Here is a 13845-nt window from a genome sequence, read left to right as displayed (position 1 = left end):
TGGAATTGTGAGCATATGATTCACTTCCTGGGTGTGCTATATTATATTAGAGTGCACAAATACTATATAAGCTATTAGTAATGATATGATAGAATTACAATATATTTAAAAGCAGCAGTATAATAGTCTGATAAAATATAGATCCTTTACAAAGTATAATTATTTTCACATTTTTTCTTAATGCTTGCAGAGGTTTTCTTTATAATCATGAAAAATTTACTGGTATTGGTATTTGTGGTATTAATTTAAGAATATGACTATTTAAAGAAACTTTTAAAGAAGGTTAATTAATGTTTAAACAAGGATAAAATAAAATAATATTTGATGTTTAAACTTCAAATTTATAACTTTTGATATAATAGATATAAATTTATGAATATTAAAGTAGATTGCGGCTTTAGGGATGAATAATAATTTTGCATTTCTAAATTTGTACTTATATTTGGAAACACAATCAAACAAATCCACTAATTTTCTAATTAAACAATGTCTAGTATGAGAAAGAGTTTACTACTCACTTTCTTGTTTTTGCTTGCGTTTGTCGTACAAACGTATGCTCAGCAAAATCGGACAGTCTCCGGGAAAGTAACTGATCAGGAGAATGGTCAGGGACTACCAGGTGTAGCTGTTCTTGTTAAAGGTACCACTATTGGTACGGCTACCAACACAGATGGCTCTTACACATTAAGTGTGCCAGCTGATGCGAATACACTTGTATTCAGGTTTATCGGATATGTAGCGAAAGAAGTAGCTATAGGTTCGCAAACTTCTATTAACACTACTTTAGCGCTTGATAACAAGCAACTTTCTGAAGTTATTGTTACAGGTTACGGTACAGTACAGACAAAACGCGATGCTGTAGGTGCTATCTCTCAGGTAGCTGCCAAAAACATCGAGAACAAGCCAATGCCTTCACTTGATAAAGCATTGCAAGGCCAGGCTGCAGGTGTATTAGTACAAGCTAACAATGGTATCCCTGGTGGTGCTATTAACGTGCGAATCAGAGGTGTAGGTTCAATTCAGGCTGGTACGCAACCACTTTACGTTGTAGATGGAGTGCAGTTAAACGTTCGTAGCGATGCTTCATTTACGCAATCAAACCCACTTGCATTCTTAAACCCGAATGACATTCTTTCTATTGAAGTGTTGAAAGATGCAGCAACGGCTGCCATTTATGGTGCTCAGGCTGCAAACGGTGTAGTTCTTATTACCACTAAGAAAGGTAAAGCCGGAAAAACAGTATTTACTGCAAATGCTTACGGTGGTGTTTCTGCTCCACTTAAGAAACTTGATGTGCTTAACACGCAGGATTACATCCAGATGCGTACAGAGGCAACTAATAACGCTAACAGGAATGGTTTGGATGCAAACCGTCAAGCTGTTATTGGTACAGAAATGAGAATTCCTGATGGGGCTACCTTAACTCCGGAGCAAATTGCTGCGCTTCCTACTTATGATTGGCAGGATGCAGTAATGCAGACTGGTAAAATTCAGAATTATGAATTATCTGCAAGCGGTGGTAATGATAAAACCACTTTCTATATAGCTGGTTCTTATAACCTGAACGAAGCAATGTTTAAGAAAGTAGACTTTAGAAGAGGTACAGCTAAAATGGATCTTACGCACAAAGCTACTGACAAGTTAACGCTTGCCTCTTCTGTGAACCTTTCTTCTTTCAGTCAGAAAGCTCCATTTGCTACAGATGGTTCTTCTTTAGGAAATCCAGCGTTCTCTTCCTCTCTGATAATTCCAAGCAATAGAATCTATAATGAAGATGGTTCTTACTTTGGTATGTTAGGTAGTGGTCAAACATTCCCTGGAATTCTGAACCAGAACATCGTTGCTGTAAATGATTATAATGATGCAAGTCAGCGGAATAATTTTGTTGTAGGTAATATTTCTGCAACATATCAGATCATCCCTTCTTTATCGTTCAAGTCATTCTATGGTCTTGATTATCGAATAGTTCAGGGTAGATCTTACCGTGACCCTCGTACATCTGATGCATACGCAAGAAAAGGTTTAGGCCAAGTAGAAAGTACCTGGAATACTAACTTCATCACTTCCCAGACTTTAAATTACAATCAGACGTTTAATGATCAGCACACTGTTACAGCATTAGCTGGTTTCGAATACAAAACTGAGCAACAGGAAGGTATTTTCACGTCAGCAGATGGTTTCCCGTCTCCGGAATTCAGATACCTGAACTCTGCTGCTAATCCACTTTCTGCAAGTGAGTTCTTTACAAACTTCAAGCGTATTTCTGGTTTCGGCCGTGTAAACTATAGCTTTGGTGGTAAATATCTGGTTGCTGTTACAGCGCGATACGATGGTTCATCTAGATTTGGTACAAACAACCAGTTTGGTTTATTCCCATCAGTTCAGTTAGGTTGGAATGTTTCAGAAGAGGAATTCTTGAAATCAGTTGACTTTCTTTCATTCCTGAAACTGCGTGCATCTTACGGAACAACTGGTAACGACCAGATTTCAAACTTTGCTTCCAGAGGTTTATATGGTTCAGGTGCTCTTTACAATGGTTCTGCCGGTATCAACCCATCACAGTTGCCTAACCCAGACCTGAAATGGGAGAGAAACGAAACGGTTAACTTAGGTTTAGACTTCGGATTCTTTAACGATCGTATCGCTGGTACTATTGAAGTATACAATAGAATGAGCAGAGATCTATTATTAGATCAGCCAGTTTCATGGACTGCAGGTTATGGTGCCTTCACTTCAAACGTGGGTGAGTTACGCAACCGTGGTATCGAACTGGAAATCAGAACTGCAAACATTCAGAGTGCTGGTGGATTTACCTGGAATACCAACTTCAACATTGCTCGTAACGAAAACGAAGTAATGGAGCTTTATGGTGGCTTAGATGTACTTCCTTCTGATAACACAATTCGTGTTGGATATCCTGTAGGAACGATCTTTACGCAAAAGTATGCTGGTGTAAACCCTGCAACTGGTCGTCCGATGTTTTATGATATCAACGATAACATTACATATACTCCTGTGCTTGCTGACAGAAGAATCATTGGTGATACACAGCCTGAGTGGTATGGTGGTTTAACAAACACTTTTGCATTCAAAGGTTTTGAATTAGACTTCATGTTCCAGTATGAGTATGGTAGAATTCAGTCGGACGGACAGTTAAACTTCTTATCAGAAAATGGTAACCGTCAGTTCAATACATTGCAATATTTCTTTGATAACCGTTGGACAACTCCAGGCCAGATCACCAGCGTACCAAGACCATACAATAATGGTATTGAACCAGGTGGCGTGAACCATGTATCAGCTTCAAGCCGCATTTACAATAAAGTAGATTATATCCGTCTGAAATCAATCACTTTCGCTTATAATGTCCCAACTCCATTCCTGCAGTTTGCTAGATTAAGCAGCGCTAAAGTGTATGCTCAGGGCTCTAACCTATTCACATATGATGATTTCAAAGGTTATGACCCAGAGTTCTTTGGTTCAGCAACTGGTATCATACCACAAGGCAAAAATTACACTGTAGGTATCCAGTTAGGTTTTTAATTTTTTAGAAAAATGAAAATGAATATCAAATATAAATTATCGTCAATAGCGCTTTTAGCTGCTGCTTTAACTTTCTCTTCTTGTGAGAAAGCACTAGAGGTAGACCCAAGGCAATCTGTTGATATTGCCACCGCTTTAAATTCACGAGAAAACGTGAACGCAGCTATAACAGGGGTTTACTCACGCTTAAAATCTGCCCGTGTTTACGGCAGAGATATGATTGCATTACCGGAAGCTCTTTCAGATAACGGTCGTGCAACAAATAGATCAGGTCGATTTGTTAACGAAAGCAATAATCAGCCGAATGCTCATTTCATTCACTGGCAGAATTACTATTATGCGATTAATGATATAAACCTGGCACTGGAGGCAATCCCTAATCTTAATGTTACTCCTGCTGTAACAGATGCAGAAAAAGCAACTTGGGAAGGCCAGTTGCAGTTTTTGAGAGCATTATGCTACTTTGATCTGGTACGCAGTTATGCATATGATCCGGGTACTGCAATTTCGAGCCAGGATAAAGGCGGTGTGCCTTTGTTATTGAATGGTGTTAAAACCTTAGAGGATGCTGTTTTAAGATTGCCAGCCCGTTCATCTGTAGCTGATGTTTATAAGCAGGTTTATGCAGATCTTCAAGCAGCAGAAGCTAAATTAGGTAATTTAACTACAACTCCTTCTATAGCTTCTAAGCAAGCTGCTCAAGGTTTATTAGCACGTGTAGCTTTGTATAATAAGGATTATGCAACAGCTAAAGAATATGCTGATAAAGTAATAGCTACACACGGCAGCCGTTTATTAACGGCAGGTGGCTATGTAAATGGCTGGAGAAATAGAGTTAACCCAGAATCTTTATTCGAAGTTGCTTTTACAATTAATGCTGAAAACATTGGTGTAAACGAATCATTACAGACTTCATTTACAACTATAGTAATAGCAGGCAATAGATCTCAGACAGGTGGCTTCGGTGATCTAGTTCCAACAGAAGCTCTACTTACTGATTTAGGTATTGTAATGACCAAAACAGCAACTGGTGCTAGCACAAGTGGTACTGCAGCAGTTGCAATAGCTTCCCGTTCTACAGACGTAAGAAATTTATTATATGAAATAGGTACTGCTGGTCGTGGTGCTGCTTTTGTAGAAACTACCAAATTCTTAGGTAAGAACGGTTCTATCAACTTAGACAACGTACCTGTTTTGAGAATCTCGGATATGTTCCTGATCAGAGCTGAAGCGCTTTCAACACCTGGGTCTCCAGTATTGGATGAAGCTGCAGCACGTTTAGATCTGAAAAAGATCAAAGAGAACAGATATACAGATTATGGGGCTTCTACAGCTGCAGTTTCGGATCTGTTACTTAGCGGGCAGGACTTATTAAACGAAATCATTCGTCAAAGAAGAATTGAGTTCGCTTTCGAAGGTCATCGCTTCTTCGATCTTAAGAGATTAGGTAGAGACATCGTAAAATCTCCTGCAACTCTTCCATTCTCTGATTATAAAATTCTTCCTTCTCTGCCAGTTAGAGAGTTAGATGGTAATCCGAATTTAGTGAATAACACAGGTTATTAATTTTTTAGAATTTACATCATGAAAAAAATATTATTTGCTCTATTAGCATTTGTCTCTTTAGCAGCTACATCCTGCATAGAGAACGATGAAATAACTCCAACCAAGGAGTTCATTGAAATAGATGCTGCTACTTACAATTCAAATGCTTTAGGAAAAGACTATCCAGTTCTGAATAGAAAACCAGGAGAAGGCAGACAAGTACTTACGCAAGGGACTACAGCAGATCCATTGATTTCAAAATCTACCGGGATAATTAAGTTAAGGGTGAACTTAGTAGCCAGACAATCTGATGTAGCCCAGGAGTTTACTTATGTTGTTGTTCCTAACGAAACATATACTACAGCAACTATTAACGGTGAAGCTGCTGTACAGGGTACTCATTTTAAAACATCTGGTAAGTTTACTATTCCTGCTAACTCAAGCTTTGGTTATATCGAGTTAGAAATTCTGAATTCTGTTGAGCCTTTAGCTACTGAAAAGCTGATCGTGTTAGAAATTCAGGGAAATGCAAAGTATAGTCCTAATCCAACTGATAAGCGTGTAGGCATACTTATCAATAAGGGTTAATACTTGATTTGATATAATAGTAATACAATTAAACAAAAGGTGATGCTAGATCTAGCATCACCTTTTGTTTTTTAGTCAGCACAGTAAAATGCTTTACATACGGTAAATGCAAAAGCCAATAAAAGCATCTTATATACTTCAGTTTGTCAAACTTATAGTTATTGCTTTTATTTGGATATTAAAGTATACATATCATTTCTTATCTAATCTGAATATGCTATCAAAAAAACAAGGGTTAATGTTTTCGTGGTTATTGCTGCTGACAGTATTTGTACAAGCGCAAACACCAGGATTAACAGTTGAAAAGATTATGCGGGATCCTAAATGGATCGGAACTTCGCCAAGTAACGTCTTCTGGTCGGAAGATGGAAAGAAAGTATACTTTAACTGGAACCCGGATGCGACAAAGTTTGATTCGCTCTACAGTGTATCAACAAGCGGGAAAGATATAAAAAAGGTTGCTGCAAGTGAGCGCCGCAACTTGCCTTCCATGGCTGGCAGTTACAACAAGGCCAGAACAAAAAAAGTGTACGAAAAAAACGGAGATATCTTTTTGTTGGATATTAAATCAGGGAAAACGCAAAAGCTTACCAACACAGTAGAACGTGAAAGCAGCCCGTCTTTCAGTTTTGATGAAAAGAAAGTACTTTATCTGAGAGATAGCAACTTGTATGCTTTTAATACAGCTACGAGCCAACTAAACCAGTTAACAGATTTCCGTAAAGGAAGGAAGCCAGCTGCCACTGACGACAAAGACCCGCAGCGCGCCTGGTTAAAAAAACAGCAGCTAGGCCTTTTTGACGTTATCAAGGAAAGAGAAGCTGCAAAGGAAGCTACTAAAAAGCAACAGGAAATAGATGCACCAGCCCGCCCGGCTGAAATTTACCTGGATGATAAAATTGTAAGTAATGTCACTCTGAGTCCAGATGAGCGCTACATATCCTATCAATTGATCAGCCGTCCGAAAAACGCTAAAATTACGATCGTTCCGGATTTTGTAACAGCAAGTGGTTATACAGAAGATCTGAACACACGCACCAAAGTAGGAGATGCGCAAACGACCTCAGAATTCTTTCTATATGATGCCCGACGCGACACAGCCTACCAGGTAACGATGAAAGGGATAGCTGGCATTACAGACAAACCGCATTACATAAAAAGTACAGATGCCAAGCAAGCCGGCAAACCGAACGGAGCAGCTGATTTAAGAGCAACATCCATGTTTGGCCCTGTATGGTCAGAAGATGGCAAGCATGCCGTAGTAGTTGCGCGTGCTGCAGACAATAAAGACCGTTGGATAATGAAACTGGATCCAGCCGCAGGCACTGTATCTTTATTAGACAGACAACATGATGATGCCTGGATTGCTGGACCTGGTATTGGGTATGGCACCGGAGAAATGGGATGGCTACCTGATAATAAAGTATGGTTCCAATCCGAAGAGAGTGGCTACTCGCACCTTTATACAGTAGATGTTAATTCAGGCGCTAAGAAGGCATTAACGTCCGGTAAGTATGAAGTGTCTGATGTGTACTTATCTAAAGACAAAAAGAACTGGTATTTCACGGCAAATAAAGTACACCCGGGTGAGAAGCATTTCTACAGGATGCCTGTAAGAGGTGGCGAAATGGTGCAACTTACAACAATGCCGGGCGCTTCGGAAGTAACTATGTCGCCGGACGAGAAAAAGCTGGCCATCCGTTACTCTTATAGCAATAAACCCTGGGAGTTATACTTAATGGACAACCAGAAAGGGGCAAAACCTAAGCAGGTAACAAACTCCCTTACTCCAGAATTTAAGAGCTACAAATGGCGTGAGCCGGAAGTTATTTCCTATAAAGCACAGGATGGCGTGGATGTGTATGCACGTGTTTACCGCCCTGCCAATGCTGTTCAGAATGGCCCCGCAGTAATTTTTGTGCATGGTGCAGGTTACCTTCAGAATGCGCATAAATGGTGGAGCTCATACTTCAGAGAGTACATGTTCCATAACTTGCTGGCTGAGCAAGGCTATACTGTGCTGGATATTGACTACAGGGGCAGTGCTGGTTATGGCCGTGATGTGCGCACCGGTATATACCAGTTTATGGGTGGCAAAGACTTAAGCGACCATGTAGATGGGGCAAAGCTTTTAGCAGATAAGTATAACGTAGATCCGAAACGCATCGGTATATACGGCGGATCGTATGGCGGTTTTATTACGTTGATGGCTATGTTTACTGAGCCGGATGTATTTGCAGCAGGAGCAGCTCTGCGTTCTGTAACGGATTGGGCACATTACAACCATGGTTATACTTCCAATATCCTGAATACTCCTTACACAGACAGCACAGCTTATGCTAAAAGCTCACCTATCTATTATGCCGATGGTTTAAAAGGAGCATTGCTTATGTGCCACGGGATGATCGATACCAATGTGCACTTCCAGGATATTGTCAGGTTATCGCAACGTTTGATTGAGCTTGGTAAAGATAACTGGGAACTGGCAGTTTACCCTGTCGAGGACCATGGCTTTGTAGAACCATCCAGCTGGACAGACGAGTATAAGCGGATCTATAAACTCTTCGAAGAGAATCTGAAGAAAAAGTAGAAAAACATTCTTCAATTTGAAAAAACGCAGGGTGCCAAGAGTGCTCTGCGTTTTTCTGTTTTACATCTAAGATAAACATTGAAGTAAATAAAAGTGTTAGAGTTTCTTAACACAGGTTAGAGGTGGTCTAAAAATAGTGATAATGTTATATTGTTCATGTGATTGTGTTTGAGTCCTGGTTTATACTTTATTTAACTAATCCAGTTTTTGCTTTTGCTTTATAAATGTGATTTAAGTGTATCAAAGTCCATTTTGTTGGGAATAACATTTTTCAAAAAAAATGGCTTGTAATGCTCTAAATAACAGATATTTAAGAAAGTGATATTAATGTTTTGACATTAAAGTGTAAACACAAAGTTAGGGTAGAGTTAAAAAAATAAGCTTCTGCTTATGATTGTTGTAACATTGAGTTATATTTGGAAACAAACAATTAACAAATTAACCAATTATTCTAATCTAACTTTATGAGAAAAGTTCTATTATTTGGTTTGGTTATGTTCCTTGCGCTGGTAACTCAGGCGTGGGCGCAGAATCGAACCATTTCCGGAACAGTTACAGATGCCTCCAATGGACAGCCATTGCCAGGTGTTGCAGTAATTGTTAAAGGTACAACAGTAGGTACTGCTACCAATTATGATGGTACGTACTCGCTGAATTTACCTGCTGAAGGTAACACGCTTACATTTCGTTTTGTAGGTTATATAACTACAGAACGCCCGATAGCGGGAAATGTAGTAAATGTGGCACTTCCGATTGATAACAAGCAATTAGCGGAAGTATTAGTTGTGGCTTATGGTACAGCAGACCAAAAATCATTTACAGGTTCTGCATCTGCTATCAAGTCAGAATCAATTGAGAAGCTTCAGGTGAATGATGTGACCAAAGCGCTGGGTGGTTTAACACCGGGTGTACAGGTTGTTCAGACAAGCGGCCAGCCTGGTTCAACCGGCCAGGTTCGTATCCGTGGGGTAGGCTCAGTTGCTTCCTCCTCAACTCCATTGTATGTTGTGGATGGTGCTCCTTATTCAGGTGATCTGAATGCCATCAACCCGAACGACATCGAGTCGATGACTGTATTGAAAGATGCCAGTGCCGCTGCCCTTTACGGATCCCGCGCTGCGAACGGTGTAATCGTGATCACAACTAAAGGTGGAAGCGCTCCTAAGAGTCCAACCATTACATTTGGTGCTACTTATGGTGTTTCTGACTTCGCTGTAAAAGATTATAAGAACGTAAACTCAAATGAGTATTATGAGCTTACCTGGGAAGCTTTAAGAAACGATGCAAGAGCAACTTCATCTTTGTGGCAAGGTAAATTTGCTTCGCCTGAGGAGTATGCTGCTAAAAACGTTGTAAGCCGCATTGCGGGTGGAGGTGCCAATGGCCAACAATACAACCCATACAACGACAATGAACCGATTGGACTTGATGGTAAATTGAAAGCAGGTCTTACGCCAGCCTGGGAAGATGACTGGAGAGATGCTCTTTTCAGAAAAGCTGTTCGCCAGGAGTATGACTTCGGCATTCAAGGCGGTAATGATAAAACCAACTACTACTTCTCTGGAAACTACTTAAATCAGGAAGGTGCTTTCATTACTTCTGGTTTTGAGCGTTATACTTCCCGTCTGCGTGTAACGTCACAAGTTACTGATAGGATTAAGTTTGGTGTAAACGCCTTGATCTCGAATACAGACCAGAACTCTCCAACTTCAAGCGGTACATCTTTCCGTAACGTAGTATCCTGGGGTAGAAATATTGCGCCGGTATACCCGATTCAGAATAGAAGAAATGCTGATGGCTCTTTCATCGCTAACCCATCTATTTACGACTTCAATACCTCCCGACCTTACGGTGGTAATGGTAACCCAGTAGGTACTACTGAACTGGACATGTTAAAGCGCAATGTACTTACCTGGAGCTTAAACACATTCGGAGAAGTTGCACTTCCTTTTGATTTGAAGTATAAGACTACTTTTGCGCTAACCGGCGACAACACGAAAGACTTTACTTTCTATAACCCACTTTACGGTGACGGAGCTGGTGTTGGTGGTCGTGGAACACAGTGGAGAAGTTCCTTTGTAGAATACACCATCAACCACATATTAAGCTATAGCAAATCTTTTGGTCAACACCAAATCGACGCGTTGGGTGGTTTTGAGGCATTCAACAACAAGTATGATTACATCTATGGCCAGAAGACCAATTTCCTGCCACTACCTGGCTTAACTGAGCTTGACAACGCTTCTACGCTAACCTCACTAGATAGCCAAAACGACAGACGTTCACTTATGAGCTACCTGGGTCAGGTTAACTATAACTTTATGGACAAGTACTACCTGTCCGGCTCATTCCGACGTGATGGTTCTTCTCGCTTTGCTGATGAAAAACGTTGGGGTAACTTCTTCTCTATTGGCGGTTCTTACAGAATCTCTCAGGAAGACTTTATGAGCGACCTATCCTGGATAGGAGATGCTAAAATCCGCGCAAGCTATGGTACTTCCGGTAACGAAGGGTTGTTGACTTCAGGAGGCAGCGCTGACTACTATTCGTTCAGAGGTTTATACCAGACTGGTTACAGCAATCTTTCTGCTCCTGGTATTATTCTGGAGAAAATGGAAAACCGTAACCTGAGCTGGGAAAAGCAGGCGGCTTTCAACGTAGGTATAGACGCAACAATATTCGACAGATTTGATGTTTCCTTAGACTACTACGATAGAAGATCTGAAGACCTGTTGTTTAACAAGCCATTGTCTCCTTCTACTGGTTTTTCTACCGTGTTTGATAACCTAGGAGCTATTAGAAACAGAGGTGTTGAGTTTAACCTGAACGCCGACATCATCAATGGAAGTGACTTTGTTTGGAATGCAAACTTCAATGCGGCCCACAACAGAAATGAACTGACCAAGCTTCCGCAGGAGACTATTCTTCAGGGAACCAAGCAGCTGAAAGTTGGTCATTCTATCTATGATTTCTTTATCCAGGAGTTTGCTGGGGTGGATCCACAAACAGGTTTGAGTTTGTGGTACAAAGATGTAAAGGACACTAATGGCAATGTGACTGAGAGAGTAACTACTTCTAATTACAACGAGGCTGGCCGTTATTATGTAGGCAATGCGCTTCCGGATGTAACGGGCGGTGTTACCAATAACTTTGCTTACAAAGGCTTTGACCTAAGCGTATTCTTCACTTATAGCCTTGGTGGCGAAATCCTGAACACGGATTACAGCGGTCTGATGCATGGTGGCGACAGAGCCGGTACAAGCTGGAATGCAGACATCTTGAACAGATGGCAGCAGCCAGGCGACGTAACTAATGTGCCAAGACTAGGTACATCGCAGGATTTGAATACGAACGGCCAATCTTCCAGATTTCTGGTTGATGCTTCTTATCTACGCCTGCGTAACGTAACGCTTGGTTACACGTTGCCACAGTCTCTGCAGGAGCGTGTTGGGTTGAAGAATGCACGTGTGTTTGTGCAAGGCGACAACCTATGGACAGCTTTCAAAACAGATGGGTTAGATCCAGAGCAAAGTATAGATGGTCTTACAAATAGCCGTTTCCCTACACAGAAGACATATTCTGTTGGCCTGCGTGTGACGTTATAAGAACAATTTTTTAGTCTAAGATAAAATGAGAATCAAGAATATAAAATTTTTAGCAGTTATACTTGGCGCTACGCTGAGCTTAACTGCTTGTGAAAAAGATTACCTTGAGACAGTACCGTCCAACAAGGTGTCTTATGATCAGGCTTTCAGCAATAAAGCTGGTGCTGAGGCAGCATTGGAAGGCACCATACGTTTGATGCGCCAGGCACCTGTTAATCAAGGAGCTATAAGCCATGATAGCTACGGGGTTCCTTCCTATATGATGACATTCGACGTGATGGGACAGGATGTTATGGCAAACACGAACTGGTTTGTCTTCCAGTACGAACATGCGAATAAGCTTGCCACATACCGTGGTACGCGTATTCTCTGGGGCCATGCCTATAACCTGATTACGAATGCAAACAACATCATTGCATTTTCGTCCAAGTTGCCGGATGCTACAGAAGCTGAGATAAAGTCTCTGGAAGCTGAAGCAAGAGTAATCAGAGCTTTCTCTTACTTTAACCTGGCTCGTGCGTATCAGCACACGTACCTGAAAGATAAAAATGCGCTGGCTGTTCCGCTTATGCTGGAACCTGCTACTCCTCAGACAGAGGGCAAGGAAAGAGCAACATTGGAGCAGGTATACGCACAAATCCTGCTGGATCTGACTACTGCGGAAGGAACTCTTACAGATGCCCGTCCAAGCAAGAGCCGTATCAACAAGAACGTAGCGCAAGGTATGCTGGCACGCGTTTACCTGGAGATGGGAGAGTGGACTAAAGCTGTTGAATTTGCCCAGAAGGCACGTACAGGTTATCCTCTGATGACTGCTGCAACTTATAAAAGCGGATTCAATAGTTATAGCAATGGTGAGTGGATCTGGGGATTGCCACAGTCAGCTGACCAGAACAACGCCTTTGCTTCCTTTTACTCTTTCATAGATGGCCGCTATACTCTGTCTGCCAGCGGAAGCCGCGCCTATACACGTGTAGGTTATAACAACCTGCGTGCGAATGATACCTTCGTTGCGTTATTTGATGCAAACGATGCGCGTCGTGAGTTCCAGGAAGATGAGAAAGCATTTGTAACCAGCAATGGCAATAAAGTGTGGACTTCTGACCGTTATACCATCACCAAGTTCAAAGATCTTACTACACTCGGGGGGCATATACCATTGATGCGCTCTGCTGAAATGCTCCTCATAGAGGCAGAAGCTCAGGCAAGACTAGACAACCCAGCGGCTGCCCAGCTGCTGCTGTTAGAGCTGCGTAAGCAGCGTTATACAGATGCAATGCTTGTGTTGCCAACACTGGCTGTAGGAGATGCTCTGCTGGAAGAGATCTTTGTAGAGAGAAGAAAAGAACTTTATGGCGAAGGCTTTGGCTTACTTGACATCAAACGTCTGCAAAAGCCTCTGATCCGTACGGGTAACCACACGGCAGTATTAGGTGAGACGAAAGCCAATTCAGATATGTTTATCCATCAGATACCTCAGGTAGAGATAGATAACAATCCAAAATTGAAAGGGCAGCAAAACCCATAACCATTATTGGTATGTAAAACAAAAAGGCCACTCACATGAGTGGCCTTTTTGTTTTACATATATGCTAATATCGTATGGTATACTTACTTAGACTTTGTAAGATAATTTATAAAATCTTTAAAGAAAGTCTCAGGAAGATATAGCTGAGATTAGAAGTTTATTTGCAAAATAGAGAGGTGGTTTCCTTCGTGAGCTATCTCTTTATTTTATAAATTTTAAGATTATTAAATTGTATTTTTTAATTCTTATTATGCTTTATTTGTAGAGTTATAAAAGCTAAAAAAGGAGGTTCTGTGAACTTATGGCAGGTAAAAAAATCAAGTTTTAATCGCTTCTATACTTGCTAAAGTAAATACTAGTCGATGTGTCTTAATGAAAAAATATGAAAATCCTTGTGGCTTGATATAGCTAGATTGAATCTTGGATAAGACATAAAGTTGTATGAA

General features: G+C 40.9%; 6 protein-coding genes. All 6 read left to right on the top strand.

The features are described 5' to 3' along the window. The first annotated feature begins 495 nt into the window (after positions 1 to 495). Positions 496 to 3543 (top strand): SusC/RagA family TonB-linked outer membrane protein, encoded by a 3048-nt coding sequence (locus tag DP923_RS02390; RefSeq protein ID WP_112303992.1) that lies wholly within the window; start codon positions 496 to 498, stop codon positions 3541 to 3543. Between the two features lie 12 nt (positions 3544 to 3555). Then, complete coding sequence (locus DP923_RS02385) at positions 3556 to 5109, top strand: RagB/SusD family nutrient uptake outer membrane protein (protein WP_239020906.1); 1554 nt, start codon at positions 3556 to 3558, stop codon at positions 5107 to 5109. An 18-nt stretch (positions 5110 to 5127) separates the two neighbouring features. Next, positions 5128 to 5676, top strand: a complete 549-nt coding sequence (locus tag DP923_RS02380) for a hypothetical protein (protein WP_112303990.1) — start codon at positions 5128 to 5130, stop codon at positions 5674 to 5676. Between the two features lie 238 nt (positions 5677 to 5914). Then, complete coding sequence (locus tag DP923_RS02375; protein ID WP_239020945.1) at positions 5915 to 8266, top strand: prolyl oligopeptidase family serine peptidase; 2352 nt, start codon at positions 5915 to 5917, stop codon at positions 8264 to 8266. Positions 8267 to 8730: 464 nt separating this feature from the next. Beyond that, positions 8731 to 11871 carry a SusC/RagA family TonB-linked outer membrane protein gene (locus DP923_RS02370; RefSeq protein WP_112303988.1) on the top strand — a complete coding sequence of 1047 codons (3141 nt, stop codon included), beginning with the start codon at positions 8731 to 8733 and terminating at the stop codon, positions 11869 to 11871. A gap of 25 nt (positions 11872 to 11896) precedes the next feature. Beyond that, positions 11897 to 13399, top strand: coding sequence for a RagB/SusD family nutrient uptake outer membrane protein (locus DP923_RS02365; RefSeq protein ID WP_112303986.1), 1503 nt, complete (start codon positions 11897 to 11899; stop codon positions 13397 to 13399). Positions 13400 to 13845 lie beyond the last annotated feature (446 nt).

Origin of the sequence: Pontibacter arcticus, assembly GCF_003284895.1 — a bacterium.
GTDB lineage: Bacteria > Bacteroidota > Bacteroidia > Cytophagales > Hymenobacteraceae > Pontibacter > Pontibacter arcticus.
The sequence above is the reverse complement of the archived record's forward strand: the minus strand, read 5'-3'. Positions and strand labels throughout refer to the sequence as shown.

What these genes read in the sequence shown, in the direction of transcription:
- DP923_RS02390 (WP_112303992.1), top strand. Translation starts at nt 496, where the DNA reads ATGAGAAAGAGTTTACTACTCACTTTCTTGTTTTTGCTTGCGTTTGTC.
- DP923_RS02385 (WP_239020906.1), top strand. Translation starts at nt 3,556, where the DNA reads ATGAAAATGAATATCAAATATAAATTATCGTCAATAGCGCTTTTAGCT.
- DP923_RS02380 (WP_112303990.1), top strand. Translation starts at nt 5,128, where the DNA reads ATGAAAAAAATATTATTTGCTCTATTAGCATTTGTCTCTTTAGCAGCT.
- DP923_RS02375 (WP_239020945.1), top strand. Translation starts at nt 5,915, where the DNA reads ATGTTTTCGTGGTTATTGCTGCTGACAGTATTTGTACAAGCGCAAACA.
- DP923_RS02370 (WP_112303988.1), top strand. Translation starts at nt 8,731, where the DNA reads ATGAGAAAAGTTCTATTATTTGGTTTGGTTATGTTCCTTGCGCTGGTA.
- DP923_RS02365 (WP_112303986.1), top strand. Translation starts at nt 11,897, where the DNA reads ATGAGAATCAAGAATATAAAATTTTTAGCAGTTATACTTGGCGCTACG.